The 25732-nt window shown below is 60.7% G+C and carries 26 protein-coding genes; 17 read left to right on the top strand and 9 right to left on the bottom strand.

Annotated features, from left to right (window positions below; genetic code table 11):
* Positions 1-54: 54 nt before the first annotated feature.
* From T3A99_RS22325 to T3A99_RS22310, 4 genes are all read right to left on the bottom strand, one after another.
* Positions 55-813 carry a hypothetical protein gene (locus T3A99_RS22325; protein WP_107321607.1) on the bottom strand — a complete coding sequence of 253 codons (759 nt, stop codon included), beginning with the start codon at positions 811-813 and terminating at the stop codon, positions 55-57.
* A complete protein-coding gene (locus tag T3A99_RS22320; RefSeq protein ID WP_076386086.1) occupies positions 806-1078 on the bottom strand; it encodes a DUF1145 domain-containing protein in 273 nt (90 codons plus the stop codon). The genes T3A99_RS22325 and T3A99_RS22320 overlap by 8 nt, the downstream gene beginning before the upstream one ends.
* Before the next feature lie 145 nt (positions 1079-1223).
* Positions 1224-1949: an OmpA family protein gene (locus tag T3A99_RS22315; RefSeq protein WP_322834811.1), complete on the bottom strand. Its 726-nt coding sequence runs from the start codon at positions 1947-1949 to the stop codon at positions 1224-1226.
* Between the two features lie 90 nt (positions 1950-2039).
* Entirely contained in the window at positions 2040-2735 is a 696-nt protein-coding gene (locus T3A99_RS22310) for an OmpA family protein (RefSeq protein WP_047228409.1), read from the bottom strand.
* 192 nt (positions 2736-2927) lie between these two features.
* Here T3A99_RS22310 and T3A99_RS22305 point away from each other — a divergent pair, with 192 nt between their 5' ends.
* The 4 genes from T3A99_RS22305 (at position 2928) to T3A99_RS22290 (ending at position 4678) form a co-directional block, all read left to right on the top strand.
* Complete coding sequence (locus T3A99_RS22305) at positions 2928-3425, top strand: DUF6231 family protein (protein ID WP_047228410.1); 498 nt, start codon at positions 2928-2930, stop codon at positions 3423-3425.
* A gap of 14 nt (positions 3426-3439) precedes the next feature.
* Positions 3440-3916 carry a YchJ family protein gene (locus T3A99_RS22300; protein WP_047228411.1) on the top strand — a complete coding sequence of 159 codons (477 nt, stop codon included), beginning with the start codon at positions 3440-3442 and terminating at the stop codon, positions 3914-3916.
* Between the two features lie 67 nt (positions 3917-3983).
* Positions 3984-4469: an LEA type 2 family protein gene (locus T3A99_RS22295; protein ID WP_047228412.1), complete on the top strand. Its 486-nt coding sequence runs from the start codon at positions 3984-3986 to the stop codon at positions 4467-4469.
* A 5-nt stretch (positions 4470-4474) separates the two neighbouring features.
* The gene (locus tag T3A99_RS22290) at positions 4475-4678 is read left to right on the top strand and encodes an SEC-C metal-binding domain-containing protein (RefSeq protein ID WP_047228413.1); all 204 of its coding nucleotides are present in this window, start codon (positions 4475-4477) and stop codon (positions 4676-4678) included.
* A gap of 163 nt (positions 4679-4841) precedes the next feature.
* Here the strand turns inward: T3A99_RS22290 and T3A99_RS22285 are convergent, their stop codons facing one another.
* The gene (locus T3A99_RS22285) at positions 4842-5399 is read right to left on the bottom strand and encodes a cysteine hydrolase family protein (protein ID WP_076386731.1); all 558 of its coding nucleotides are present in this window, start codon (positions 5397-5399) and stop codon (positions 4842-4844) included.
* A 140-nt stretch (positions 5400-5539) separates the two neighbouring features.
* On the opposite strand from T3A99_RS22285, the gene T3A99_RS22280 reads away from it, so the two are divergent.
* From T3A99_RS22280 to T3A99_RS22265, 4 genes are all read left to right on the top strand, one after another.
* Entirely contained in the window at positions 5540-6184 is a 645-nt protein-coding gene (locus T3A99_RS22280) for a glutathione binding-like protein (RefSeq protein WP_047228414.1), read from the top strand.
* Between the two features lie 158 nt (positions 6185-6342).
* Complete coding sequence (locus T3A99_RS22275) at positions 6343-8793, top strand: penicillin acylase family protein (protein ID WP_322834810.1); 2451 nt, start codon at positions 6343-6345, stop codon at positions 8791-8793.
* Between the two features lie 154 nt (positions 8794-8947).
* Positions 8948-9973: a ligase-associated DNA damage response exonuclease gene (locus T3A99_RS22270; protein WP_139051007.1), complete on the top strand. Its 1026-nt coding sequence runs from the start codon at positions 8948-8950 to the stop codon at positions 9971-9973.
* Positions 9970-11661: an ATP-dependent DNA ligase gene (locus tag T3A99_RS22265; RefSeq protein WP_160891699.1), complete on the top strand. Its 1692-nt coding sequence runs from the start codon at positions 9970-9972 to the stop codon at positions 11659-11661. The genes T3A99_RS22270 and T3A99_RS22265 overlap by 4 nt, the downstream gene beginning before the upstream one ends.
* Positions 11662-11697: 36 nt before the next feature.
* Here the strand turns inward: T3A99_RS22265 and T3A99_RS22260 are convergent, their stop codons facing one another.
* Positions 11698-13608, bottom strand: a complete 1911-nt coding sequence (locus tag T3A99_RS22260; RefSeq protein WP_160891697.1) for a hypothetical protein — start codon at positions 13606-13608, stop codon at positions 11698-11700.
* A 462-nt stretch (positions 13609-14070) separates the two neighbouring features.
* Between T3A99_RS22260 and T3A99_RS22255 the strand changes: the two genes are divergently transcribed.
* The 8 genes from T3A99_RS22255 to pdeM all read left to right on the top strand — a co-directional run bounded on the left by T3A99_RS22255 (position 14071) and on the right by pdeM (position 23002).
* On the top strand, positions 14071-15219 hold the full coding sequence (locus T3A99_RS22255; protein ID WP_107321602.1) for an acyltransferase family protein: 1149 nt from the start codon (positions 14071-14073) through the stop codon (positions 15217-15219).
* 217 nt (positions 15220-15436) lie between these two features.
* A complete protein-coding gene (locus T3A99_RS22250; protein WP_047228420.1) occupies positions 15437-16219 on the top strand; it encodes a transporter substrate-binding domain-containing protein in 783 nt (260 codons plus the stop codon).
* A 57-nt stretch (positions 16220-16276) separates the two neighbouring features.
* A complete protein-coding gene (locus tag T3A99_RS22245) occupies positions 16277-17005 on the top strand; it encodes an ABC transporter permease (RefSeq protein ID WP_047228421.1) in 729 nt (242 codons plus the stop codon).
* Positions 17002-17712, top strand: coding sequence for an ABC transporter permease (locus T3A99_RS22240; RefSeq protein ID WP_047228422.1), 711 nt, complete (start codon positions 17002-17004; stop codon positions 17710-17712). The genes T3A99_RS22245 and T3A99_RS22240 overlap by 4 nt, the downstream gene beginning before the upstream one ends.
* A gap of 27 nt (positions 17713-17739) precedes the next feature.
* Complete coding sequence (locus tag T3A99_RS22235) at positions 17740-18858, top strand: succinylglutamate desuccinylase/aspartoacylase family protein (protein WP_047228423.1); 1119 nt, start codon at positions 17740-17742, stop codon at positions 18856-18858.
* A gap of 13 nt (positions 18859-18871) precedes the next feature.
* Entirely contained in the window at positions 18872-19636 is a 765-nt protein-coding gene (locus T3A99_RS22230) for an ABC transporter ATP-binding protein (protein WP_047228424.1), read from the top strand.
* A 223-nt stretch (positions 19637-19859) separates the two neighbouring features.
* Positions 19860-22346: a ligase-associated DNA damage response DEXH box helicase gene (locus tag T3A99_RS22225; protein WP_274090920.1), complete on the top strand. Its 2487-nt coding sequence runs from the start codon at positions 19860-19862 to the stop codon at positions 22344-22346.
* Positions 22346-23002 carry a ligase-associated DNA damage response endonuclease PdeM gene (pdeM, locus tag T3A99_RS22220; RefSeq protein WP_047228426.1) on the top strand — a complete coding sequence of 219 codons (657 nt, stop codon included), beginning with the start codon at positions 22346-22348 and terminating at the stop codon, positions 23000-23002. Before T3A99_RS22225 ends, pdeM begins: the two co-directional genes overlap by 1 nt.
* Before the next feature lie 36 nt (positions 23003-23038).
* Here pdeM and T3A99_RS22215 read toward each other — a convergent pair whose 3' ends face one another.
* Positions 23039-23254 carry a hypothetical protein gene (locus tag T3A99_RS22215; RefSeq protein WP_047228427.1) on the bottom strand — a complete coding sequence of 72 codons (216 nt, stop codon included), beginning with the start codon at positions 23252-23254 and terminating at the stop codon, positions 23039-23041.
* Between the two features lie 102 nt (positions 23255-23356).
* Positions 23357-23923 (bottom strand): dCTP deaminase, encoded by a 567-nt coding sequence (gene dcd, locus T3A99_RS22210; RefSeq protein WP_003184751.1) that lies wholly within the window; start codon positions 23921-23923, stop codon positions 23357-23359.
* A gap of 354 nt (positions 23924-24277) precedes the next feature.
* Between dcd and T3A99_RS22205 the strand changes: the two genes are divergently transcribed.
* Positions 24278-24487, top strand: coding sequence for a cold-shock protein (locus T3A99_RS22205; RefSeq protein WP_002554837.1), 210 nt, complete (start codon positions 24278-24280; stop codon positions 24485-24487).
* A 195-nt stretch (positions 24488-24682) separates the two neighbouring features.
* Here T3A99_RS22205 and T3A99_RS22200 read toward each other — a convergent pair whose 3' ends face one another.
* A complete protein-coding gene (locus T3A99_RS22200; RefSeq protein ID WP_047228428.1) occupies positions 24683-25690 on the bottom strand; it encodes a DUF481 domain-containing protein in 1008 nt (335 codons plus the stop codon).
* Between the last annotated feature and the right edge of the window lie 42 nt (positions 25691-25732).

Here is a 25732-nt window from a genome sequence, read left to right as displayed (position 1 = left end):
GATACCCTGCCAACGCGAGCAGGCTCGCTCCCACAGGTCTCGAGCTCAGTTCTCTTAGAATCGCTGCACCGTCACCGCCCCCGCTGCTCCGGCTGGTCCTGGCTGGCCATCGGCACCAGGGCGACCGCTTTTGCCACCGTCGGCGGTATAGACGAAGCACCCCTTGGCCTTGCCGCCAGCGCCGGGTTTACCTCCGGCTCCAGCGGCGCCGCCCGCGCCACCCTCCACCGTAACCTTGATCTGCTCATCGGGATAATCACGGGGCAGTTCGAGACGCACCTGCGCACCCGCCGCACCCGGCTGGCCATCGCTGCCATTGCTGCCGTCGGCACCGCGACCGGCTGCCCCCCACGTACAACCCGGCGCCTGGCCGTTGGCGCCGTCGAGGCCCACGTAACCTGGCGCACCGGTTCCACCGCGGGCATCCACCGACAACAATGGCGCATTCAAGGCATTGAAGCGCAGATTGAGATCACGCCCCGGTCGTGCCGCTTTGGTATAGGTTCCGGGCGCGCCCCGAGCCGTGATCTGACTGCCGTCGGCCAGCTCCCCCTCGGCAACTTTTATCTGCAGTGCCTGTTGCCCAGGCACGATGGCGATGCGTGCTTCGCGCCCCAGGTGCAGTTGGCCAATGGTCAACTCAGTGACGTTGGCAGGCACCAGCAACGTGCCGTAATCGGCCACCTCCAGCCGTTCCAGTGTCAGGGCGCTGGTGGTATTGGGCAGGCGCATCAAGGAATGGGTTTCGACCTGGATCACTTGGGCACTGGCCCAGGGGCACACGAGTGCGACAAGCAGACACAATTTACGCATGGGAAGCCTCGGCGGCGATCGGGAGGGTTTGCAGGTGGAAGATGCCGAACAGCAGCACTCGCAGGCGATCACGGCCTGAAGCTGGCCGGCCGCGCAAGCTGGCTCGAAACCACACCAGTTCCAGCAAATGGATCGCCAGCAACATCGCTGCGCCAAAATTGACCAGCAGATGCAGCGGATGAACGAACGGCATGACCAGGTTGACCAGCACCACCAGCCAGAACAGCAGGGTCAACAAGCGCCCCAGCGCCCATAACAGCTTCATACATCCCCCCGGTAAGTATTATTCTTTGCACGCACAGTAACGGCTTGCGCGCAGAATAAGCCAGAGGCCAGGGCAAATTTAATCTGACGCAAACCTCGGCTCGTCGGGTCGCCCCACTGGCGACCCGACGGCTCTGGCAAGCGGCTCAGCGCTGGATATGCAACTCAACCCGACGATTCTGCGCCCGCCCCTCATCGGTCTCGTTGTCGGCCACCGGCTCGCTTTCACCCTTGCCTTCACTGGTGAGCTTGTCCGGTGAAAGCCCCTGGGTAAGCAGATATTCCACCACGCTGCTTGCCCGACGCTCGGACAACCCCTGGTTGTAGGCGTCAGTGCCGACGCTGTCGGTGTGCCCCACCACGCGAATACTGGCGACATTGGCATGACTCAATTTGCTCATCAGCCCATCGAGTTGGCTTCGCGCGTCTTGAGTGAGATCGGATTTATCGAAGTCGAACAGCACCTTGCCGGCATCATTGAGGGTGATCACTTCAGTGGCCGGTGCCTGAGGTTCAACCGGCGGAGCGCTGACCGGGTATTGCGGCAACGGGCAACCATGATGTTCAACCGGGGTATTGGCCGGCGTGTCGGGACAACGGTCACGGCGGTCGAACACGCCGTCATCGTCCTCGTCGCCATCCTGGGCGTAGCAGATCAGGCCGCCGGTCAACAGCCCCAGCGCAGCACCGCCCGCCGCCCAACCGCTGCTTTCGAGGGCCCCCAAGCCGCCGCCAACCAGACCGCCGATCAAGCTACAGACTGGCCAGGTGCGTTGATTAAGCGGTGCGCCGCCATCGCTGTGAGTGGCACAACCTGACAATAGACTGCCCGCCAGCAGTACCGGTAAGGCGGCCCCGAGTAGAACCTTCATGGTGAATGCTCCTGTGTTACCGGCCCATACCGGTCACACAGGAGTAAAGACCCGCATCCGCGACTGTACAAGCCGCGGATGACGGGGGCTTCAGCGATTTATCTTGATCTCCGTGCGGCGGTTCATGGCCCGACCATCGGCGGTGCTGTTGTCCGCCACCGGCTGGCTCTCACCGGCACCCTCCACCGAAACGAAGCTGGAACGGGGCACGCCGCTCTCAACCAGGTATTGCACCACCGCGTTGGCCCGTTGTTCAGACAGGCGCTGGTTATAGGCATCGCTGCCGACGCTGTCGGTGTGGCCGGTGACGCGCAGTTGCGCGGTGGACGTTTCCTGTTTGAGTCGGGTTGCAATCGTGCTCAGGACCTCCTTGTCTGCCGCCGTCAGCGTGGCCTTGTCGAATTCGAAATGCACGTCTCGGATAACAATGGTTTCTTCCTGGACCACCACGACTTCTTCAACCATCGGCGCCGGTGCCGGTGGCGGGCAGCCGTCGGCATCGACTTGCACGCCCTTAGGCGTGCCCGGGCATTTGTCGCGACTGTCCGGCACGCCATCGCCATCCTCATCGCCGTCGCCATGCACCCAGCAATAAGCCGCCGCCATGGTGCCGACAAACAATGCACCACCGCCGGCCCAGGAGGTGCTTTCGATGGCGCCCAATCCAGCGCCCGTCACACCGCCAACCGCCGCGCAGGTCGGCCAATCGGTTTTCTGCAAACCTGCGCAACCAGTCAACACACCGGTCAGCAGAACCAAGGGTAACGCTGTGCGAACTATGCTCATTGGGTTTTCTCCTTGAGGGATCGGCTTTGCGCCGATTCAGGGGAGTAAAGACCCGACTCCGCATCCGCGCCAGCATCACGCTATCGCGGTTTTTGCCCCCTATTTGCCGTAGATCGATACGTTTAAGCACAAACCGCTCTAGGCCATGGGGTCCGCGCAGGCTATCGTGGCGGCTCTGACAGAGGAACTTCGATGACCGTTGCCATTTCTTCCCGTACGCCCCAGCAAGCCCTGGCTGCCGTGCTGGACCGTTATGCCCCGAAAAAACTGCTGTTGATCGGGGCCAGCAGCTTCCCTGCCCTTGAGGCGTTCCAGCAAGCGCATCCTGATACTGAAGTAGTCCACGCCGCCCCTGGCGCCCTAGCGGCGGACGTCGCGGCGCGGCGTTTCGACCTGGCCCTGGCGCTTGATTGCCTGGAGCATTTGCCCAAACGTGACGGTCTGAACCTGTTGGGTGGCATCCGCAATCTCAACGCCAGCCGTATCGCCGTGCTGGCGGACCTCAATGCCTGCGGCTGGCAAGAAACTGATTTCTTTTCCCTGGCCCTGCAGGCCAGTGAGCGATTCCAGCGCGAGGAGCAGGTGCTGACCCTGTTTACCTACGATCTGCTTGAATACAAACAAGTCCCTGACTGGCTCAACTCACGCTTTTGGGCCAACCCGGAAAACTTTGGAAAATACTGGTGGTAGCCGTGAACACAAGCATGCACACAACCATTTGCCCGTGCGGCAGTGGCAACCCATTGGACGCCTGCTGCGGCCATTACCACGATGGTCACCCGGCGCCCTGCGCCGAAGCCTTGATGCGTTCGCGTTATAGTGCCTACGTGCTGGGATTGGTGGACTATCTGGTGGCCACGACCTTGCCCGCCCAGCAGGACGGCCTGGATCGCCAATCCATCAGCGAGTGGAGCGCCAAAAGCACATGGCTCGGACTGGAGGTGGAAAGCAGCGAAGTATTCGGTGGCCAACCCGAACACGCCTTTGTCACCTTCACCGCGCGCTGGCACGACGGCCAGGGGGAACATAGCCACCGCGAACAGTCATCCTTCGTACAGAACGGCGCACGCTGGTACTTCATCGACCCGACAGTGCCAGTCAAGACCGGACGCAACGACACCTGCCCGTGCGGCAGTGGGCACAAATTCAAGAAGTGCTGCGCAGGCTACTTTAATCGCTGATATCGGAATCGTCCGACACTGCTGCGCTCGCCAGCAGGCTAGACTGGGATAAACCAGAGGCACGGACATGACCCTTTCATCACATCTGCTGCGCATCACCTGCCTGCTGCTGTTCATCGGGCTCGGCAGTTGTGCGTCCTGGCGAGGTGATGAGGCCCCTGAACCGCAGGTGCATCTGACCAAGGTCGAGGTGGTACGGGCGCGGCTGGTGGAGCAGAAGTTCATGCTGCACTTTCGTGTGGACAACCCCGACGACAGTGATTTGACCGTGCGCGGCATAACCTACCGCATTCATCTGGGCGACCTGTTGCTGACCGAAGGAGAGCACGAGCACTGGTTCACGGTGCGTCCCGGGCATAGCCGCTACTTCAGGGTTCCGATCCGCACCAACCTGTGGCCGCAGGTACGCAAGCTGGTGAAAATGCTCGAAAAACCCCGCCAGCAGATCCCCTATCGCCTGGAAGGTGAGCTGGAAACCGGTTTATTCATCGCCCACTACGTGCACCTGAGGCGCAATGGCGTGATAATCGCCGCCGATTTTATTGCGGAGTAACCCCGATGACCCAGCAACCCCACGTCCATGGCCCTGACTGCAACCACGATCATGACCATCACCACGATCATGATCACGGACATGTCCATGGCCCCAACTGTGGCCACGCCCACCAGGAACCGGTGCGCAACACCCTGAAGGATGTCGGCCGCAACGACCCTTGCCCATGCGGCAATGGCAAGAAATTCAAGAAGTGCCACGGCGCTTGATGATCCGGGCGAAGATTATCTTCGCCTGTTGAATCGTCCTCGCGAGCAGGCTCGCTCCCACAGGGGCCTGCGGCGATCACAAAATCCGGATTCACCACTGAACCCTGTGGGAGCGAGCCTGCTCGCGATGGGGCGTTTGAGGCTAATCCATACCGGCTCGGTTTCAACCCGCCGCAAGAATCTGCTTCACGCTGACCACCGTCGCATACTCGCCATGCAAGTTGCCCAGCGACATGGCATGCACCTCGCCAGCCGAACGGGCATGGCCGAAATAGTCAGCCTTGTCGAAGGTAAAACACGCGTCCTCGGCCACCCAGGTGTCGAATCCCAGATTGCCGGCCGTACGCGCCGTGGACTCCACCGAGTTGTTCGTCGCCACGCCCACGATCACCAATTGCTCAATCCCCGCTTCCCGCAAGTCTGTCTCCAGGCGCGTGCCGCAGAACGCATCCGGCACCTGCTTTTGAACCAGCCTTTCCCCGGCTAACGGCTCGAACCGCTCCTGAACCTCCACGCCCGATTGCCCGGGCCAGAACACTGAGTCCGGCGAGCGGGACAGGTGGTGGACATGAATCACCGGCCGTGCCGATTGTCGCCAGAAATCGAGCAACTGGAGCATGCGCAGCTCCGCATCGGGGTTGTTGCGAGGGCCTAGCCTGGGGTGAAGGATGCCTTTTTGTTGATCGATAAGAATCAACGCTGCGTTTTTCTGTAACTCCATGCCGGTTTTCTCGTGTTCGGTCATTGAATTTTCCACACTTGAGCATCACCTCTTCCTACAGGCAAGCCTTTCGGCAATCAGGACGACCTCCCGCCGTCATGTGTTGTCCATCCATCACGCTGTCTTATCTGGAGCCCTCCATGATCGACCTGTATTACTGGACCACGCCCAACGGCCATAAAATCTCGTTGTTCCTTGAAGAAGCCGGCATGCCCTACAAGGTGCACCCGATCAACATCGGCCAGGCAGAGCAGTTCAAGCCCGATTTCCTGAAAATCGCCCCCAACAACCGCATTCCGGCGATCATCGACCACAAACCCGCCGATGGTGGCGAGCCGATTTCGCTGTTCGAGTCGGGCGCGATCCTGCTGTACCTGGCGGAAAAAACCGGCCAGTTCATTCCAGAGAATTTGCGCGGACGGCAAGAAGTGTTGCAGTGGCTGTTCTGGCAGATGGGCGGCCTGGGGCCGATGGCCGGGCAGAATCATCACTTCAGCCGGTTCGCCCCGGAAAAAATCCCCTACGCGATCAAACGCTATGTCGACGAAACCGCTCGTCTGTATGGTGTGCTGGATCGCCGCCTGGCGGACCGTGAATTTGTAGCGGGCAACGAGTACAGCATTGCCGACATGGCGATTTATCCCTGGACCGTTTCACACCAATGGCAAAGCCAGCGGCTGGAAGACTTCCCGAACGTGCAGCGCTGGTTCAATCGCATCAAGGAGCGCCCGGCCACTGCCAAGGCCTATGCCCTGGTGGACAAGGTCAACCCGCCCAAGCCCTGAGCCCTCCTGATACACCCAAAACCCTGCTGTGGGTAAGCCTCACAGCAGGCTTTCATCGCCAAATCAACAAATAACCCCTGCCCCCGCTTGCGCGCCCTCCTCCTGCTCACTAACGTAGCGCCTTTATCGGTGTCCCCCCCTCCCGCAGGAGCTTTGCCATGGCCTCGCCAGCCTCTATTTTTCCCTTCCCCCGGCTCGGCGTTGCCGCCGCAGTGGCCAGTGTGCTCGGTCTGAGCGGTTGCCAGACCTGGAACGCCCAGGACACGGTTCCTCCGACGTCCGGCGTGCAACCGCTCAAGGGGCTGGCGCAGAACGTCTCGGTTCGACGCAATGCCATGGGTATGCCGCTGATCGAGAGCAACAATTTCCATGACGCCCTGTTCAGCCTCGGCTACGTCCATGCCAGCGACCGCATCAGCCAGATGGTGACCATGCGCCTGCTGGCTCAGGGTCGTCTGGCAGAAATGGCCGGCGCCGAACGACTGGACGTCGATCGCTACATGCGTGCGGTCAACCTGAAGAAAAGCGCCGACGAGCTGTACAAAGCCTCCTCGCCGCGGCTCAAACGCTTCTTCGAAGTCTATGCCCGCGGCGTCAACGCGTACCTGTTCCGCTATCGCGACAAGTTGCCGCCGGACCTGGCCGCCAACGGCTACAAACCCGAATACTGGAAACCGCAAGATTCGGCGCTGATGTTTTGCCTGCTCAATTTCAGCCAATCGGCCAACCTGCCGGAAGAAATCGCCGCCTTGGTGCTGGCCCAGACGGTCACCCAGGACAAACTGGCCTGGCTGAGCCCCTCGTACCCGGATGAACAACTGCCGATGGCCGAGGCCGATAAGCTCCAGGGCCTGCGGCTCAGCGGTCAGGTCCCGGGCCTCAACGAAGTCAGCAAGGCCAGCGCTCAGTTGTCCGAACTGAATTTGCTGAATATTGCTTCCTCCAGCAACTGGGCCATCGCCCCGCAGCGCAGCCGCAACGGCAAGAGTCTGCTGGCCAGCGACAGCCATGGCCCATTGAGCGTGCCGTCACTGTGGGTTCCCGTGCAGATTCGTGCGCCCAAGTATCAGGCCGCCGGGGTTTCCGTGGCGGGCATCCCAATGATTCTGGCGGGGTTCAACGGCAAAGTGGCCTGGAGCATGAGCAGCGTGTTGGGCGACAACCAGGACCTGTTCCTGGAAAAAATCCGACGCCAGGGCAATGGTCTGTCCTACGAGGTCAACGGCAAATGGCAGCCGGTGATGGTCCGCAACGAAACCTACTTCATCAAAGGCCAGCGGCCGATTCGCGAAGCGGTGTACGAAACCCGCCACGGCCCGCTGCTCAACAGCGTCCAGGGCTCGGCCATGGCCAACGGTCTTGGCCTGGCCTTGCAGACGCCAAGCTTTAACGACGACAAAACCCTGGACGCGTTCTTCGACTTGTCCCGAGCGCAGAATGTCGAGAAAGCTTCCGATGCCAGCCGTGAAATCCGCGCCATCGCGGTGAACATGATCTTTGCCGACGCCAGCCACATTGGTTGGCAAGTTACCGGGCGCTATCCGAACCGCCGCGAAGGCGAAGGCCTGTTGCCATCGCCCGGTTGGGAAGGTCGCTACGATTGGGATGGCTACGCCGACCCGATGCTGCACCCCTACGATCAGGATCCGGCCCAGGGCTGGCTCGGCGCCGCCAACCAGCGAGTCATTCCCGACGGCTACGGCATGCAGTTGTCCAATTCCTGGGGCGCACCGGAGCGCGGCGAGCGTATAGCCGAGCTGGCCGGGGCCGGCAGGCACGACAGCCGCAGCCTGACTGCCATGCAATATGACCAGACCACGACCTTTGCCGCCAAGCTCAAGAAAGTCTTCGAAGCCCCGGGCATGGCCCAACCGCTCAAGCAGGCGATCGATGCGCTAACAGTGGCGGACCGGGCCAAGGCTCGCGAGGCCTATACCCGGCTGATGGCTTTCGATGGCCGGCTCAGCCCAGGCTCCGCCGACGCGGCGATTTATGAACTGTTTCTGCAGGAAAGCATGAAGCAGATCTTCCTCGACGAACTGGGCCCGGACAGCAGCCCGGCGTGGAAAGCGCTACTCGCCAACGGTCAGTTATCCTACTCGGCCCAGGCCGATCACTTGCTCGGTCGCGAAGACAGCCCGTTCTGGGACGACGTGCGCACACCGCAGAAGGAAGACAAATCCGTGATCCTGGCCCGCAGCCTGGCAGCGGCCATCACTGCTGGCGACAGCCAGTTGGGCGGTGACCACAAGGCTTGGCAGTGGGGCAAGCTGCATCGCTACGAATGGAAGAACAGCAGCGGCCAAATCGTGCGCGGCCCCCTGCCCGCCGGCGGCGATGCCTCCACGCTCAACAGCTCGGCATTCGCCTGGGGCGAGAATTTCAACACCACCCAGGCACCGGCCATGCGATTCATCGTCGACTTCGGCCAGCCCGAGCCGTTGATGATCCAGGGCGGCACCGGCCAGTCTGGCAACCCCGCCAGCCCGAACTACGTCAATGGCATTGATCCGTGGATCAAGGGGAACTATCAGAATCTGCCATTGCAGCCGCAGAACTTTGAGCGGGCGTACGGCAAGGCGCGCTTGACCCTGGTCCCCGGTAAATAAGCTGTCCGGTGTGGCGAGGGAATTTATCCCCGCTGGGCTAAACCCCCTCGCCACATTTGTCCGCCCTGCCACCTGATCCTGCCGCACCAAACCCGATAGAACTTCTCCTCCCGCCCCCGCCTCTACCAGACAAGCCCATCTTCCCGGTGAATGCATGGATCTTGTCATTGCCCGCCCCGAAGGCCTGTACTGCCCGCCCGGAGATTTCTACATCGACCCCTGGCGTCCGGTGGAACATTCGGTCATCACCCACGCCCACGGCGATCACGCCCGTGGTGGCAACCAACACTACTTGGCAGCGGCCCCCGGCGAAGGCATTTTGCGTTCGCGATTGGGCCAGGACATCAACCTGCAAACCCTGGCCTACGGCGAGCGGTTGCTGCACCACGGCGTGAGCTTGAGTTTTCATCCTGCCGGCCACGTGCTGGGTTCGGCCCAGGTGCGCCTGGAATATAAAGGCGAGGTCTGGGTGGCGTCCGGGGACTACAAGGTCGAACCCGACGGCACCTGCGCGCCGTTCGAACCGGTGAAGTGTCATACGTTCATCACCGAATCCACCTTCGGCCTGCCGATCTATCGCTGGCAGCCTCAAGCGCAGGTCTTCGACGAAATCAATCAGTGGTGGCGCGGCAACATTGCCGTCGGCCGGGCCAGCGTGCTGTTCTGCTATTCCTTTGGCAAAGCCCAGCGGATCCTCCACGGAATCGACGCGAGCCTGGGTCCGATCCTGGCCCACGGTGCGGTAGAACCCCTGAACCGGGTCTACCGCGAGGCCGGGATCCGTTTGCCAGCGACGATCTATGCCGGCGACATCAAAAAGAACGACCCAATCATGAACCAGGCGCTGATCATCGCTCCCCCCTCTGCCGGTGGGAGCACCTGGATGCGCCGTTTCGGTGACTACAGCGACGCCTTCGCCAGCGGCTGGATGCGCCTGCGGGGCACCCGTCGGCGACGCGGCGTGGATCGCGGCTTTGTGCTGTCCGACCACGCCGATTGGCCCGGCTTGCTCTGGGCAATCGAACAGACCGGCGCCGAGCGGGTGATGGTCACCCACGGTTCAGTGGGCGTACTGGTGCGCCATTTGTGCGAGCAAGGCCTGGATGCCCAAGGCTTCAGCACCGAATACGGTGACGATGAAGAAGACTCAGGCAGCGCCACCGACGAGGACGCGTCATGAAAGCCTTCGCCCAGTTGTATGCCGAACTGGACGCCACCACCTCCAGCAATGCCAAGCTCGCCGCCATGCAGGATTACTTCACCAAGGCCCCGCCCCAGGACGCAGCGTGGGCCGTGTATTTCCTGTCTGGAGGGCGCCCGCGACAACTGGTACCGGTCAAGACCTTGAGGGAACTGGCGGTGCAGATATCCGGGTTGTCGCTGTGGCTGTTCGAAGAAAGCTATCAAGCCGTGGGTGATCTGGCTGAAACCATCTCACTGGTCCTGCCAGAATCACCTCAACGTTCCGACGAAGGCCTGGCGCTGTGGATCGAAGAGAAACTCCTGCCGCTGCGCGGTGAATCGCCCGAGGTGCTGGCGGTGCGGTTGCCGGCGTTGTGGGCGCAACTCGACCGAGCCAGCCTGATGCTGTGCATCAAACTCATCACCGGCAGTTTCCGCGTGGGCGTGTCCAAGTTGCTGGTCACGCGCGCGCTGGCGGCCATGGCCGGGCTGGACAGCAAACGGGTCGCCCAGCGGCTGGTGGGGTATACCGACCTGTCCCATCGTCCGACCGCTGCAGGCTACCTCAAGCTCATCGCTGCCGAATCCGCTGATGAGCACGCCCAGCGCGGCGGCCAGCCTTATCCGTTCTTCCTGGCTCATGCGTTATCGCAAGCGGTGGAGCAATTCGACACGACGCTGGGACCGGCCAGTGACTGGCAGGTGGAATGGAAGTGGGACGGAATCCGCGCCCAGGTGGTCAAGCGCGATGGCCATTTGTGGGTCTGGTCCCGGGGCGAAGAGTTGGTCACCGAGCGCTTTCCCGAATTGCACAGCCTGGCGCAGGCGTTGCCCGACGGCACGGTGATCGACGGCGAAATCGTGGTATGGAAAGCCGCGCCGCCATCCACTGCGGATGCCTTCGATCCGGATACGCCGCTGGAACCGAGGGTGCAGCCCTTTGCCCTGCTGCAACAACGCATCGGCCGCAAAACCCTGGGCAAGAAAGTCCTCGAAGACGCCCCCGTGGTGGTGATGGCCTACGACCTGCTGGAATGGCAAGGCGAGGACTGGCGCAGTCGTGTGCAGACCGAGCGCCGCGAACAACTGCAGACCCTGATTGCCCACTGCCGCAGCGCGGTGCTGCTGCCCTCCCCGATCATCACCGGCAAGGATTGGTTCGACCTCGCCCGGCAGCGCGAAGCGTCCCGCAGCCTCGGCGTCGAAGGCATGATGCTCAAGGCCCGCGACGCGCTGTACGGCGTTGGCCGGACCAAGGACATGGGCGTGTGGTGGAAGTGGAAGATCGACCCGTTCAGTGTCGACGCGGTACTGATCTATGCGCAACGCGGGCATGGCCGCCGCGCCAGCTTGTACAGCGACTACACCTTCGCCGTCTGGGACAACCCGCCGGGCAGCCGCGAACGCACACTGGTGCCGTTCGCCAAGGCGTATTCGGGGCTGACCGATGAACAAATGCGTCAGGTCGACAGCATCGTGCGCAAGACCACCGTGGAAAAGTTCGGCCCGGTGAGCAGCGTCACGCCGACCCTGGTTTTTGAGCTGGGCTTCGAAGGTATAGCCTTGTCCAAACGCCACAAGAGCGGGATCGCCGTGCGCTTCCCGCGGATGCTGCGCTGGCGCCAGGACAAAAGCGTCGAGGAGGCTGACACGCTGGCGACGCTTCAGGATCTGTTGAAAGGTTGACCGTTCTCCTCCGAACAGGGCCAGCGTCGGCCCGTGTCATGACGCCCTCCACATCAAGGCGAAAATACTTTCACCCGGTACTTCAAAACGTATGCGTCCATCCCGGCACTGGACAGGGGCATCGCGCTGGCGGCTATCAGGACCGAAAAGGGCGAGGGATGGGCAGGCAGTGCCTGCGCCCTGCAGGCTGACCCGTTGCAGACGGTCGCCCTTGTTCACCCCCAGCACGCTGCGTTCGTTGCCACGGGCCATCGCCAGGGCATCGACCTCGAACGCGCTGTTGTCCATACGCAGAACCTGATCGAGCCAGTGCGACTGGATGAATTGCTGCGCCAAGCCTACCGGTTTGAGCTCGAAGCGATCGGGTCCTGGCAGGCGGATCATGCCTTTGAGGTGGTGCGGATCGTCAGCGGCCTGAAACCAGTTGAGCACGTCGAGCAAACCATCCTGGGCTGAGTTGATCGCAACCGAGGCCCACCAGAGCGATGCGAAGTGCGTCTCCTGTTCGTAGGGGCTCACGCTTGAGCCACTGGAGATATTGGTCTGGTCCAGCAACAGCGCCTTGCGTGGCCGGCCATTGGCTTGCAGGCCGACGACTTCGGCAGCCCGGCGCACGGAGTCGCGGTAGACCCGTGTGGCCAGCAGGTCGCGAATCATCCACTCGTGCCAGGCCAAGGCATCGATCTGTGCCGCCGATTCGTCGAGCATCCGCCGAGCCCAGTCGATGCCACGGTGCTGGGCGCCTCGTCGCGTAAACGGTCCGTTGACGAAACGCGAGCTGGCGGGCATGGCGATGCGCACACCGGCCTCCCGCGCCCCCGGGTAGTCGAGCACCTGACGATACATGGCGTCGAAGAAGTGCTTGTACGTCGCATAGTCGGGATAGTTGTAGTTGGGTTCGTCGGCAAACGAGAGGTAGTGCGTGCCGCTACCCAGGGCTACGGTGGCCGCCAGCCAGGCGTTCAGGCCGGCGTTGCTCTGGCTGTTGGCCTTCAGGTCGGCCTTACGCCCAGTGGCGGCCAGCAAGGTGATGTTCGTATCGATGCCACCGCGTTCCAGATAAAAACGTCTGAAGGCATCTTCGTAATGGGGGTCAGCGGCCATGATGTCGACGGCGCTGTAAAAGCTGCCCGCACGGGGCTTGAGCGCGTCGAGCGCGCTGTAGCTTGCCGGCGGTGGAAGCAGGTAGGGCAAGGCCAAGCCCAGGCGCGGCGTGGGGCCCAGCATGTCGGGGTGCAGGGCCAGTTCGGTGCGGCCGCTGTCCTGCCGCAGCGGCTGCAGGTGCTGCGGGCGCTGGGCGAACAGGTTGGCGGTGCCGTCCAGCCAGAAGGCCGCTTTGCCTCTACCTTGCAGGCGCAGGCGCCAGTCTTGATCCCTATCGCTGACGGGTAAGGCAACCTGGTCGAACTTCGGGTACTCCTGGTAGGGCTTGAGCCTCAGTTCGACTGTTTTGCCATCGCCCAGGCGCTCGGCATTCAGAGCTCTGACGCCGCCGAAATACTTGCCTGCCAAGATCGCCTGCTCGCCACCGCGGACCTTGAAATACAACTCGACGTTGGCGGCGGTCTCGACGCTGAAGTGCACTTTCGTCGGCGCGAACAGGGCGACGGTCTTGTCGTCGTGCTCGAAGCGATAGCGCCTGAAGCTATAGCCGGGGACTTCGACACGGTAACTGGCGGCGCTGGCGGGCAATGCCCAGTCTTGTTTGCCGCTCCCTTCGCTGGCGGGAATAAAACGCTCGTCGCGCAGTTGCCCCTGGCCGTCGAGCAAGTAGATGCGTTCTTCATTAGCGTCGGTTTGCCAGGCCGGCACCCAACTGACGCGCAAGGTGTCATCGCGCCCTGCCTGCAAATAGAGGCTGCCGTCACGCACATCGCCCCAGCGCATTGGCGCGGCCTGGGCCAGGCTGCTGAACGCCAGCGTTAATATCACGGCGATGCGTTTCATAATGTCCTTTTCACCATCTAACTGAGGCGCGTTGGCGCTCTGCCATCATCGCTCTATACAGTAGTCGCTGTGTAACAGGCGTGAGAAAAATAGTGTGAATCGTCGATGAACGGCATTTGAAGATATGTATTCAGATGGCGTTTTATGCGCTTCTAAAAAAACTATTGATGTCCCGCCCACTAGCAGTTTTTCTGACGCCGTAATTGCGTCATCAGGGTATCTATCACGACAATAAAAAACCGACTTGCTCTTTTAAAGAGCAATGCTAACGTGACATCAGAGCCCACTATTTATTTAAGTGTCTTAAACCGTCCAGATCCTGCGCCAGGCCCTTCATGCAACAGTGACGGGGATACCCTCATTCAGGGAGTGGGCAGCCGCCCTCCCAGGGTGCTGCCCCAATGACGTGGCGACCGGAGTGAAACCCAAGACGTGCCAATCGTACAAGCAAGGGAGCCTGACATGCGCGCAGAGCAGCGGTTTCATTCACTGGACAGTTTCAGGGGATTGATGGCCATTTCAGTAATGCTCTATCACTTGCGCGTCAGCGGTAGTTTCACCGAATGGTTGTTATTCCGTCACGCTGAAGTATTTGTATCTTTCTTTTTTGTATTGAGTGGCTTTGTATTGACGCACGCCTATGGCAGCTCGGTAAAATTTAACTTTAGAAAGTTCTTCATTTCACGAACCTTCCGCTTGCTTCCCTTGCACCTCTTTATGTTGGGCGTCTTTATACTGTTAGAGTGCGGTCGATATTGGGCTGCGCAAAAAGGCATGGACTTCAACAATGCGCCATTCTCAGGAAAGTTCGCCCCTTCTGAAATCCTGCCGAATGCACTGCTGTTGCAATCCTGGACGCATTTGACTAACCCACTGTCATTCAACTATCCGTCCTGGAGCATCAGTATCGAGTATTACACCTACATGATCTTCGCCCTGATCGTGTGTATCGCTTTCGGCATCAGGACATGGATATGGGCGACGGTGATGCTCCTGGCCTTGGCGCTGATGTATGCCGGTAATACCTTCTTCACCATCGAGTCGCTGCGCGGCCTCGCTTACTTTTTCACTGGCTGTCTGGCTTACGCCGTGTACCTGAGGCTCCCTCAGCCCAGCCGGGCCCAGACCTGGTTATTGAGCACGCTTGAAGTGGCGGCTGTGACAGTGGCGCTGATTTTCGTGATCAACGATTTTGCAGGCAAGCAGTTGTGGGCCAGTCCGTTGTTCGCTGTCATCGTTGTGATATTCGCCTTTGATCGTGGCGCCGTGTCGCGGCTGTTGGCGGGCCGTGGCTTCGGTTTTCTCGGCAAGTTGTCTTATTCCATCTACCTGACCCACGCGGCCGTTCTGTTTTGCGTAGTGTCGGCATTCATGGTGGCGAAGAAAATCGTTGGCGTTGACATTGCACCGGTGATCGACGGGACTCGCTACCTGGACCTCGGTAATGTACTGCTCAACAACCTCATCGCTTTGCTGGTAACGGGATCGGTAGTCCTGGTGTCGATGTTCACCTACCGATATGTCGAAATGACCGGGCAATCCCTTGGCCGAGCGCTTAGCAACACCCCCTCGCACAGCGGTCCGGTATTGAGACCTGATACCGAGGCGTGAAAAAACAGCAGCGTCCGCGCCATCCTGGTGCATCTTTTAATGCCTGCTCATCCCCGCGCACCATCACGTCCCGCTGGCTGCCGCCAAAGTTTTTAAAACGCTTGTTCGGCACTCTGGTTCGGAAATTGCTACCTTTATGCCGTCATACCGTTCTCGCCTTCACCGGTAACAATACTTACGCGCCACAAGCGCTCATATTGGTTTTAGGGATTGAATAATGAAAAAAGCACTGCTGACCCTTTCTGCACTGGCGTTGTGCATGGCCGCCGGCGTCGCCACGGCCAAGGAATACAAGGAACTGCGTTTTGGTGTCGACCCGTCCTATGCCCCGTTTGAATCCAAGGCCGCCGACGGTAGCCTGGTAGGTTTCGATATCGACCTGGGCAATGCAATCTGCGAAGAATTGAAGGTCAAGTGCCGCTGGGTCGAAAGCGATTTCGACGGCATGATCCCTGGCCTGAAGGCCAATAAGTTCGACGGCGTGATCTCGTCCATGACCGTGACCCCGGCCCGGGAAAAAGTCATCGACTTCTCCAACGAGCTGTTCTCCGGCCCGACCTCGTATGTGTTCAAGAAGGGTTCCGGCCTGAGCGAAGATGTCGCGTCCCTCAAAGGCAAGACCGTCGGTTACGAGCAAGGCACCATCCAGGAAACCTATGCCAAAACCGTACTGGACAAGGCTGGGGTCAAGACCCAGGCCTACCAGAACCAGGACCAGGTTTATGCCGACCTGACCTCCGGCCGCCTCGATGCGTCGATCCAGGACATGCTGCAGGCCGAACTGGGCTTCTTGAAATCGCCAAAAGGTGGTGACTATGAAGTCAGCAAACCCGTGGACAGCGAACTGCTGCCTTCCAAGACCGCCATCGGTATCAAGAAAGGTAACAAAGAGCTGAAGGCTCTTTTGGATAAAGGTATCAAAGCGTTACACGAAGACGGCAAGTACGCCGAGATCCAGAAGAAACACTTTGGCGATCTGAATCTGTACAGCGGCAAATAATGCGCAGCGCCCATCCGGCCTCGGATGGGCGCTTTTTTTCTGCCAAAGGCCTCTTCCATGTTCGAACAACTCCTACAAAATCTGGGGCTCAGCGCCTTCAGCCTGCAGGGCTTCGGCCCGCTGCTGATGCAGGGCACCTGGATGACCATCAAGCTGGCGGTCCTGTCTTTGTTACTGAGCGTTTTGCTCGGCCTGCTGGGGGCCAGCGCCAAGCTGTCCAGCGTCAAACTGCTGCGTATCCCGGCCCAGCTCTACACCACGCTGATTCGCGGCGTGCCGGACCTGGTGCTGATGCTGCTGATCTTCTACAGCCTGCAAACCTGGCTGACCTCTTTTACCGACTTCATGGAATGGGAATACATCGAGATCAACCCATTCGGCGCCGGGGTCATCACCCTGGGCTTCATTTATGGCGCGTACTTCACCGAGACCTTTCGCGGGGCGATTCTCGCGGTGCCCCGGGGTCAGGTCGAAGCCGCCACGGCGTATGGCCTCAAGCGTGGCCAGCGTTTCCGGTTCGTGGTGTTTCCGCAAATGATGCGCTTTGCCCTGCCGGGCATCGGCAATAACTGGATGGTGATGCTCAAGGCCACCGCGCTGGTGTCGATCATCGGCCTGGCCGATTTGGTCAAGGCAGCCCAGGATGCCGGCAAAAGCACCTACCAACTGTTTTACTTCCTCGTGCTCGCGGCGCTGATCTATCTGCTGATCACCAGCGCGTCCAATGTCGTGCTGCGCTGGCTTGAACGCCGTTACGCCGCCGGTGCACGGGAGGCGGTGCGATGATCGAACTTCTTCAGGAATACTGGCGACCGTTCCTCTACAGCGACGGCAATCACATCACTGGCCTGGCCATGACGATGTGGCTGCTCAGCGCCTCGCTGCTGATCGGCTTCGTGATCTCGATCCCGCTGTCCATCGCCCGGGTCTCCCCCAAAGTCTACGTACGCTGGCCAGTGCAGTTCTACACGTACCTGTTCCGCGGCACGCCGCTCTACATACAGCTATTGATCTGCTACACCGGCATCTACAGCCTCGAAGCCGTGCGCGCCCAGCCCCTGCTCGACAGCTTCTTTCGCGATGCGATGAACTGCACGATCCTGGCCTTCGCCCTGAACACCTGCGCCTACACCACGGAAATCTTCGCCGGGGCGATTCGCAGCATGAACCATGGCGAAGTCGAAGCGGCCAAGGCTTATGGCTTGACGGGCTGGAAGCTGTACGCGTACGTGATCATGCCGTCGGCGTTGCGACGTTCGCTGCCGTACTACAGCAACGAAGTCATCCTGATGTTGCACTCGACGACCGTGGCGTTCACCGCTACCGTTCCAGACGTGCTCAAAGTCGCCCGGGACGCCAACTCGGCCACCTTCCTGACCTTCCAGTCGTTCGGTATCGCCGCGTTGATCTACCTGACCGTGACCTTTGCACTGGTGGGCCTTTTCCGCCTCGCCGAACGCCGCTGGCTGGCCTTTCTCGGGCCGACTCACTAGGGCTTCTGTTCCAGGACATACACGCAAATGCGCCACCAGATTCATGACCTGCTGGCCCCACTGCCGGGGACCGCACGCAAGATCCACAGCTTTCACTTCGGCCCGGAAGAAGCCGTCGGCAAAATCTACATCCAGTCGTCCCTGCACGCTGATGAGTTGCCCGGCATGCTGGTGGCCTGGCACCTCAAGCAGCGTCTGGCCGAGCTTGAGGCATCCGGTCACCTGCGGCACGAAATCGTGCTGGTGCCCGTGGCCAACCCCATCGGCCTGGAACAAGTGCTGATGGACGTGCCGCTGGGCCGCTACGAAATGGAGAGCGGGCAGAATTTCAACCGCCGGTTCGTCGACCTGAGCGAAGAGATCGGCAACCAGATCGAAGGCCAGCTCACGGATGATCCACAGCACAACCTGATGCTGATCCGCGAACACCTGCGCGACGCCCTCGCCCGCCAGACCGCCAGCACGCAATTGCAATCCCAGCGCCTGGTTCTGCAACGGCTGGCCTGCGACGCCGACATGGTGCTGGACCTGCATTGTGATTTCGAAGCGGTCGCTCATCTCTACACCACCCCCGAAGCCTGGCCCCAGGTCGAGCCGCTGGCCCGCTACATCGGCGCCGAAGCGAGCCTGCTGGCAACGGATTCGGGCGGTCAGTCGTTCGATGAATGCTTCACCCTGCTCTGGTGGCAACTCAAGGAGCGCTTCGGCGAACAATTCGAGATTCCCCTGGGCAGTTTTTCGGTCACCGTCGAACTGCGCGGCCAGGGCGACGTCACCCACGACCTGGCGAGTCTCGACTGCCAGGCCCTGATCGAATACCTGATCCGCTTCGGTGCCATTGACGGCGAACCGATGCCCTTGCCCGACCTGCCCTACCCGGCTACGCCGCTGGCCGGCGTGGAGCCGGTGGCGACACCGGTCGGCGGCCTGCTGGTCTACAGCGCCGTGCCCGGGGAGTACCTGGAGGCGGGGCAACTGGTGGCGCAAATCATCGACCCCATCAACGACACCGTCACCCCCGTTCATTGCTGCAATGCCGGGCTGCTGTACGCCCGCTCGCTGCGTCGCATGGCCACTGCCGGCATGGTGATCGCCCATGTCGCCGGCGCCGAAGCCTACCGCAGCGGCTACCTACTTTCGCCTTGAGGATGCATGCCCCATGTACAAACTGACCATCGAAGGCCTGCATAAGAGCTATGGCGAACATCAGGTGCTCAAAGGCGTTTCGCTCAAGGCCAGGACCGGCGACGTGATCAGCCTGATCGGCGCCAGCGGCTCGGGCAAAAGTACCTTTTTGCGCTGCATCAACTTTCTGGAACAACCTAACGACGGCGCAATGAGCCTGGACGGCCAGGCGATCCGCATGATCAACGACCGCCACGGCATGCGCGTGGCCGACGAAAAGGAACTGCAGCGCCTGCGCACCCGCCTGGCCATGGTTTTCCAGCACTTCAACCTGTGGAGCCACATGAGCGTACTGGAAAACATCACCATGGCGCCGCGCCGGGTGTTGGGCGTCAGTCAGCAGGAAGCCGAAGACCGTGCCCGTCGTTATCTCGACAAGGTCGGCCTGCCGGCGCGAGTGGCCGAGCAGTACCCGGCGTTCCTCTCCGGTGGTCAGCAACAGCGCGTGGCCATCGCCCGCGCCCTGGCGATGGAGCCGGAGGTGATGCTGTTCGACGAACCCACCTCGGCCCTTGACCCGGAGTTGGTGGGAGAAGTCTTGAAGGTGATTCAGGGCCTGGCCGAAGAAGGCCGGACCATGATCATGGTGACCCACGAAATGAGCTTCGCTCGCAAGGTGTCTGATCAGGTGCTGTTTCTGCACCAGGGCCTGGTGGAAGAAGAAGGCGCGCCGGAAGACGTGCTGGGCAATCCCAAAAGCGAGCGGCTCCAGCAGTTTCTCAGTGGCAACCTGAAATAAACCCGACAAACCTGAAAGACTGCTTCTGTGGCGAGGGGGCTTGCTCCCGCTGGGCTGCGAAGCAGCCCCCAGGCGCTGGATGACACACTGCTGGGGACGCTGCGCGTCCAGCGGGAGCAAGCTCCCTCGCCACAAAAGCGCCCTCGCCACGATTTTCTTCATTAAACCTTTCATCCCTCACCGCGGTCACTGAAAGAGGACTTTCAGGGCGCACGCGGCGGGTATGGCGACATCCAACAACTACGCAAACCAGTGGTTCAGCGCCCGCGGCTGGAAGCCGTTCGCCTTTCAAAAACAAGTGTGGGCTGCGGTCAAACGCGGCGAATCCGGGCTGTTGCACGCCAACACCGGGGCCGGCAAGACCTACGCCGTGTGGTTCGCGGCGCTTAACCGGTTCGCCCGCGCGGCGCCACCGCCGGATAAACCCCGTAAACGCAAACCAGTGACCGAACCGCTGACGGTCCTGTGGATCACGCCGATGCGCGCGCTGGCCGCCGATACAGGCAAAGCCCTCGAGGCACCACTGGCAGAGCTGCAGATTCCATGGAGCGTCGGCCTGCGCACCGGCGACACCAGCGCCAGCGAACGCGCCCGCCAGGGTCGGCGTCTGCCCACCGCGCTGATCACCACGCCCGAAAGCCTGACCCTGATGCTCGCCCGTGCCGATGCGCAAACGGCTACCTCGACGCTGCGCATGGTCGTGGTGGATGAATGGCACGAGTTGCTCGGCAACAAACGGGGGGTGCAGTTGCAATTGGCATTGGCGCGCTTGCGGCGCTGGCATCCCCAACTCATCGTCTGGGGTGTGTCCGCCACCTTGGGTAACCAGGCCCACGCCGAACAGGTATTAATCCCGCAAGGCAATGGCATCAGCGTGCAGGGGGCCAACGGCAAGGCGCTACGGGTCGATACGCTGCTCCCCCCGGCCCTCGAACGTTTTCCGTGGGCCGGCCACATCGGCCTGAAGATGCTGCCCCAGGTCATTGCTGAAATAGACGCCAGCAGCAGTTGCCTGGTTTTCACCAACACCCGGGCGCAATCGGAAATCTGGTATCAGGCCATTCTCCAAGCCAGGCCGGACTGGGCCGGGCTGATCGCGCTGCATCACAGTTCATTGTCCCGGGAAACTCGCGACTGGGTAGAGCAGGCCCTCAAGGAAGGGCAGCTCAAAGCGGTGGTCTGCACCTCCAGCCTGGATCTGGGGGTGGACTTCTTGCCAGTCGAACGGGTCCTGCAAATTGGCTCGGCCAAAGGCGTGGCGCGGCTGATGCAGCGCGCCGGGCGTTCTGGTCATGCGCCGGGGCGGACCTCGCGGGTCACGCTGGTGCCGACCCACAGCCTGGAGCTGATCGAAGCCGCCGCCGCCCAAGACGCCGTGGCTCAGCGGCGCATCGAACCCCGGGAATCGCCCCACAAGCCGCTGGATGTATTGGTCCAGCATCTGGTCAGCATGGCCCTGGGCGGCGGTTTCCTGCCTGACGAGCTGTTTGAGGAAGTGCGCGGCGCCTGGGCCTATCGGGACCTCAACGAAGCCGAATGGGCCTGGGCCCTGGCCTTCGTGCGCCATGGTGGGCTGTCATTGACCGCCTATCCCGACTACCGGCGGGTCGAGCCGGACGAACACGGCGTGTGGCGAGTCCCCGATGCGCGACTGGCCCGACGACATCGCATGAGCATCGGCACCATCGTCAGCGACGCCAGCCTGCAATTGAAGTTCTGGAGCAAAGGCGGTGGCGGCAAGACCTTGGGCAGCGTGGAAGAAGGCTTCATCGCTCGCTTGCGGCCTGGAGATGGTTTTCTGTTTGCCGGACGCTTGCTGGAATTGGTCCGCGTCGAAGACATGACCGCCTACGTGCGACGCAGCCAGGCCAAAAAAGCCGCCGTGCCGCGCTGGAACGGTGGGCGGATGCCGCTTTCCAGCGAGCTGGCCGGCGCCGTCGTGGCCCGTCTGAGCGAGGCCGCCACAGGCCGCTTCGAGGGCCCGGAGATGAGCACCGTACAGCCCTTGTTATCGATTCAACAACGCTGGTCCGGTTTACCCACGCAAGAAACATTGTTGGCCGAGCGCCTCAAATCCCGCGAGGGCTGGCATCTGTTTCTGTATCCCTTTGCCGGGCGCCAGGTTCATCTGGGGTTGGCGAGCCTGCTGGCCTGGCGCGTCAGCCAACAACAGCCGGTGACGTTTTCCATCGCGGTGAACGATTACGGCCTGGAACTGCTCAGTGCCACGACACTGGACTGGACGCAGCACCTGGGGCCGGAACTCCTGAGCGTCGACAACCTGCTGGGCGATGTGCTGGCGAGCCTGAACGCCGGAGAGCTGGCGCTTCGACGCTTTCGCGAAATCGCCCGGATCGCCGGACTGGTATTTGCCGGCTATCCCGGCGCACCCAAAAGCACCCGCCAAGTCCAGGCGTCCAGCGGGTTGTTCTTTCAGGTGTTCAAGCAATACGACGCCGACAACCTCTTGCTGGCCCAGGCCGGGGAAGAAGTCCTGCGTGAAGAATTGGATATACGCCGACTGGAGCAGACCTTGGAACGCCTCAATACCTTGAAGCTCGACCTGCATGCCATTAAACGGCCCACCCCACTGGGATTCCCCTTGCTGGTGGAGCGATTCAGGGAAAGCATGAGTTCGGAGAAGCTCGCCGATCGCATCCGGCGGATGGTCAGCGAACTGGAAACGACCGCTGATCGTGGTGACGCCTGATGCCGGCGCCCTATCCCGTCAGCCTGGCCGGCGAAGAACTCTGGTTATTGCCGGAAAAAGCCCTGTACTGGCCTGCCCAGCAAACCCTGATGGTCGCCGATGTGCATTTCGGCAAGGCCGCTGCTTATCGCAGCCTAGGCCAACCGGTGCCCCATGGCACGACGGCCAGCAACATCGCCGTGCTGGACGGGCTACTGGCGAGCCTGCCATGTCGCCAACTGATCTTCCTAGGCGACTTTCTCCACGGTCCAGGTTCCCATGCCCCAGGCACCTTGAAGGCCCTTTGTAGCTGGCGTGAACGACATCAGCACCTGGCCATGACGCTGATTCGCGGCAATCACGACAAACGTGCCGGCGACCCGCCGCCAGCGCTGAACATCCGGGTCGTGCCGGAGCCTTTGTTGCTCGGACCTTTCGCCGTACAACATGAGCCCGATCCGCATCCCAGCCGCCACGTCCTGGCGGGCCATGTCCATCCCGTCTACCACCTGAGCGGCAAAGGACGGCAACGGCTGCGCCTGGCCTGCTTCCGGCTCGCCAGCGACATCAGCCTGCTACCGGCCTTTGGCGCATTCACAGGGGGTCATCGGGTCGAACAGGACAATGACTGCAGGATCTTTGTCATTGGGGATAACGAAATATGGCCCGTCAGTTGAAGCACACGTGCTTTCCACAGACGGGCCATTTTGCGATCAGGCAACAGGCGCAGGAGGCGGCTCATCCGGCAGGGTGGGTTCACCGGGTTCGCTGGGTTCTAGGGGCTGTTCGTTGGGGGTATCGGGATCAGGCTGGCCTGGAATACCGCCCGCCGCTTCGGCAGGGTGGGCCAGCAATGACCAAGCCATGACACCGATCTGATTGGGCTCAAGCTTTGCCAGTTCGGCACTGATTCGCGGATCGATCTTCATAGAGCAACTCCTGGGCGAAGGCCCGCTGCGCTGAGGCAAAAAAACGGGCAGTACACCCCATAGAGTGCCTGCCCGCCCAGGAATTCAAACTGTTCGTCAGAATCAGGTACGCGGCAGCGTTACGCCGCGCTGGCCCTGATATTTACCACCACGATCCTTGTAGGACACTTCACATTCCTCATCGGACTCAAGGAACAGCATCTGCGCCACACCCTCGTTGGCATAGATTTTTGCCGGCAAGGTCGTGGTGTTGGAGAACTCCAGGGTCACATGCCCTTCCCACTCAGGCTCCAGCGGCGTGACGTTGACGATGATGCCGCAGCGCGCGTACGTGCTTTTACCCAGGCAGATGGTCAGCACGTTGCGCGGGATACGGAAATACTCGACGGTGCGTGCCAGGGCAAATGAGTTCGGTGGAATGATGCAGACGTCGCTCTTGACGTCGACGAAGCTCTTCTCGTCGAAGTTCTTCGGGTCCACGGTCGCCGAGTTGATGTTGGTGAACACCTTGAATTCATCGGCGCAGCGCACATCGTAGCCGTAGCTGGAGACGCCGAAGGAAATCAGCCGATCGGCGCCTTCGCCACGCATCTGGCGCTCGACGAAGGGCTCGATCATGCCGTGCTCTTGCGCCATGCGGCGAATCCACTTGTCCGATTTGATGCTCATGGCGGTTTCCTGAAATAGCGAGGTGGAAAAAATACGTCCGGCATCTTACCGGGGCGCGAGGCCGGGTTCAAAGTGCGGGACGTAAATCTCGCCGATCCACCTTGATTTCCTGGTCCTGACGGCAATACCGCTGGCCGTCAGTCACCAAAACCGAGAAACCTTCGCAAAGACCATTGGCACATTCAGGAAAAAGGGTTAAGGTGACGTCACTGTGTTGCTTGTGTCACTGAGAATCTCTACACGATATGTTGAATTTCGATCCAACCATCTACAAGAATTTTTCCTGCTCTTTGCACTCAGTCTCGGCCAGGGTTCTTCCTGAGTCGCAGTTATCTTTGTTCAAGGAGTTACACCATGTCTAATCGCCAAACTGGTACCGTTAAGTGGTTCAACGATGAAAAAGGCTTCGGCTTCATCACTCCACAATCCGGTGACGATCTGTTTGTTCACTTCAAAGCAATCCAATCCGACGGCTTCAAAAGCCTGAAAGAAGGCCAACAGGTTTCTTTCATCGCTACCCGCGGTCAGAAAGGCATGCAAGCTGAAGAAGTTCAAGTTATCTAACTTGTCCTTGCTTTAGTAAAAAGCCCCGCCCTCAAAAGCGGGGCTTTTTTGTGCCTGTGTGTTTTTGCCCACGCACAAAAAAAATGTGGGAGCGAGCCTGCTCGCGATAGCGGCGTGTCAGTCAACGTTGATGTTGCTGATCCGCCGCTATCGCGAGCAGGCTCGCTCCCACACGGGTTGGTTGCTAGACCGGGATTACCAGGTCACGCCAAACCCGGCGGTGTAGCGCGTCTTGCTCAAGTCGCTGTCTTCGGTGCCCTCAATGACATCTTTCTCGGCCTTGAGGTTGAGCGAAGCCCAGTCGGTAACTTTGTAGCGCAGCCCCACCTCGGCGTCGTAGGCATATTCGGCAACACTGGACAGCGGCTTGCCGACTTCGCCATTGGTGAAGAATTCGACGCGCTTGCCAATCAGGTAGCGGTTGTAGTCCCACTTCATGGCGATGGAATAGAAGTTGTCGGTGCCACCGTCGCGGTATTCGTAATCGGTGCGGTTGAACAGCGAACCCAACGAGAAAGCACCCAGCTCGTCATCCCAGAACTGGTAGCCCGGACCGGTACCCACCACGCGCTGGCGAGCCAGCTCTTCGACTTTGTCGCGCTTGTAATTCAGGCGCCCTTGCCAGAACCATTTTTCCGTCAGGAAGCGGTCGAGGGAATACTCCAACCTCCAGTTGTCGGTGGAAACCACGTCATCCTGGAACTCACGGTTGTATTCGCCTTCGGCGGTATGCCGCCATCTGCCGTGGCGTGCCGAGGTCTTGAAATCGATGTCGTAGTCATCGGTATCGTTTTCCGCGCGCTGATAATCCAGTGCGGCGTCGATATTGCCCTTCCACACCAGATCCTCGACCACCGGTTTGGGTTTGAGGATTTGCTGGATACTGGCCAGCTCGACGGTTTTGGGTCCGTCACCGTTGGCCAGGGTCACCTTGCCGTCCTCGGCAGCCTGCAGCGCCTTGGCTTTTTCGCCGGTGTAGGCATCCTGCTTGACCAGCAATTGCTGGTCGCTCTCAAGGGTCTTGACCTGTTTCCAGTCGATGGGAATCGCGCCGGCGTAATCGGTCTGGATCAGCAACTTGCCGCCATCGAAAACGGTGATCTTGCCGCTGAGCTTGTCGCCGTTCTTCAACCAGACGGTATCGGCAAGCAATGGCATGGAGGCGCTGGTGACAGCTAGGCATAGCAGGGTTCTAGACAACATAAGCGTATAAAGAGCTCAAGTTTGCGGTAAAAAGGCGGCATT

Origin of the sequence: Pseudomonas sp. N-137 (assembly GCF_034555295.1) — a bacterium.
Taxonomy (GTDB): domain Bacteria; phylum Pseudomonadota; class Gammaproteobacteria; order Pseudomonadales; family Pseudomonadaceae; genus Aquipseudomonas; species Aquipseudomonas rhizophila.
This window is presented reverse-complemented; position numbering and strand designations above follow the sequence as displayed.

Coding starts and splice junctions, on each gene's coding strand:
- T3A99_RS22325 (WP_107321607.1), bottom strand. CDS start 813: ATGCGTAAATTGTGTCTGCTTGTCGCACTCGTGTGCCCCTGGGCCAGT.
- T3A99_RS22320 (WP_076386086.1), bottom strand. CDS start 1,078: ATGAAGCTGTTATGGGCGCTGGGGCGCTTGTTGACCCTGCTGTTCTGG.
- T3A99_RS22315 (WP_322834811.1), bottom strand. CDS start 1,949: ATGAAGGTTCTACTCGGGGCCGCCTTACCGGTACTGCTGGCGGGCAGT.
- T3A99_RS22310 (WP_047228409.1), bottom strand. CDS start 2,735: ATGAGCATAGTTCGCACAGCGTTACCCTTGGTTCTGCTGACCGGTGTG.
- T3A99_RS22305 (WP_047228410.1), top strand. CDS start 2,928: ATGACCGTTGCCATTTCTTCCCGTACGCCCCAGCAAGCCCTGGCTGCC.
- T3A99_RS22300 (WP_047228411.1), top strand. CDS start 3,440: ATGCACACAACCATTTGCCCGTGCGGCAGTGGCAACCCATTGGACGCC.
- T3A99_RS22295 (WP_047228412.1), top strand. CDS start 3,984: ATGACCCTTTCATCACATCTGCTGCGCATCACCTGCCTGCTGCTGTTC.
- T3A99_RS22290 (WP_047228413.1), top strand. CDS start 4,475: ATGACCCAGCAACCCCACGTCCATGGCCCTGACTGCAACCACGATCAT.
- T3A99_RS22285 (WP_076386731.1), bottom strand. CDS start 5,399: ATGGAGTTACAGAAAAACGCAGCGTTGATTCTTATCGATCAACAAAAA.
- T3A99_RS22280 (WP_047228414.1), top strand. CDS start 5,540: ATGATCGACCTGTATTACTGGACCACGCCCAACGGCCATAAAATCTCG.
- T3A99_RS22275 (WP_322834810.1), top strand. CDS start 6,343: ATGGCCTCGCCAGCCTCTATTTTTCCCTTCCCCCGGCTCGGCGTTGCC.
- T3A99_RS22270 (WP_139051007.1), top strand. CDS start 8,948: ATGGATCTTGTCATTGCCCGCCCCGAAGGCCTGTACTGCCCGCCCGGA.
- T3A99_RS22265 (WP_160891699.1), top strand. CDS start 9,970: ATGAAAGCCTTCGCCCAGTTGTATGCCGAACTGGACGCCACCACCTCC.
- T3A99_RS22260 (WP_160891697.1), bottom strand. CDS start 13,608: ATGAAACGCATCGCCGTGATATTAACGCTGGCGTTCAGCAGCCTGGCC.
- T3A99_RS22255 (WP_107321602.1), top strand. CDS start 14,071: ATGCGCGCAGAGCAGCGGTTTCATTCACTGGACAGTTTCAGGGGATTG.
- T3A99_RS22250 (WP_047228420.1), top strand. CDS start 15,437: ATGAAAAAAGCACTGCTGACCCTTTCTGCACTGGCGTTGTGCATGGCC.
- T3A99_RS22245 (WP_047228421.1), top strand. CDS start 16,277: ATGTTCGAACAACTCCTACAAAATCTGGGGCTCAGCGCCTTCAGCCTG.
- T3A99_RS22240 (WP_047228422.1), top strand. CDS start 17,002: ATGATCGAACTTCTTCAGGAATACTGGCGACCGTTCCTCTACAGCGAC.
- T3A99_RS22235 (WP_047228423.1), top strand. CDS start 17,740: ATGCGCCACCAGATTCATGACCTGCTGGCCCCACTGCCGGGGACCGCA.
- T3A99_RS22230 (WP_047228424.1), top strand. CDS start 18,872: ATGTACAAACTGACCATCGAAGGCCTGCATAAGAGCTATGGCGAACAT.
- T3A99_RS22225 (WP_274090920.1), top strand. CDS start 19,860: ATGGCGACATCCAACAACTACGCAAACCAGTGGTTCAGCGCCCGCGGC.
- pdeM (WP_047228426.1), top strand. CDS start 22,346: ATGCCGGCGCCCTATCCCGTCAGCCTGGCCGGCGAAGAACTCTGGTTA.
- T3A99_RS22215 (WP_047228427.1), bottom strand. CDS start 23,254: ATGAAGATCGATCCGCGAATCAGTGCCGAACTGGCAAAGCTTGAGCCC.
- dcd (WP_003184751.1), bottom strand. CDS start 23,923: ATGAGCATCAAATCGGACAAGTGGATTCGCCGCATGGCGCAAGAGCAC.
- T3A99_RS22205 (WP_002554837.1), top strand. CDS start 24,278: ATGTCTAATCGCCAAACTGGTACCGTTAAGTGGTTCAACGATGAAAAA.
- T3A99_RS22200 (WP_047228428.1), bottom strand. CDS start 25,690: ATGTTGTCTAGAACCCTGCTATGCCTAGCTGTCACCAGCGCCTCCATG.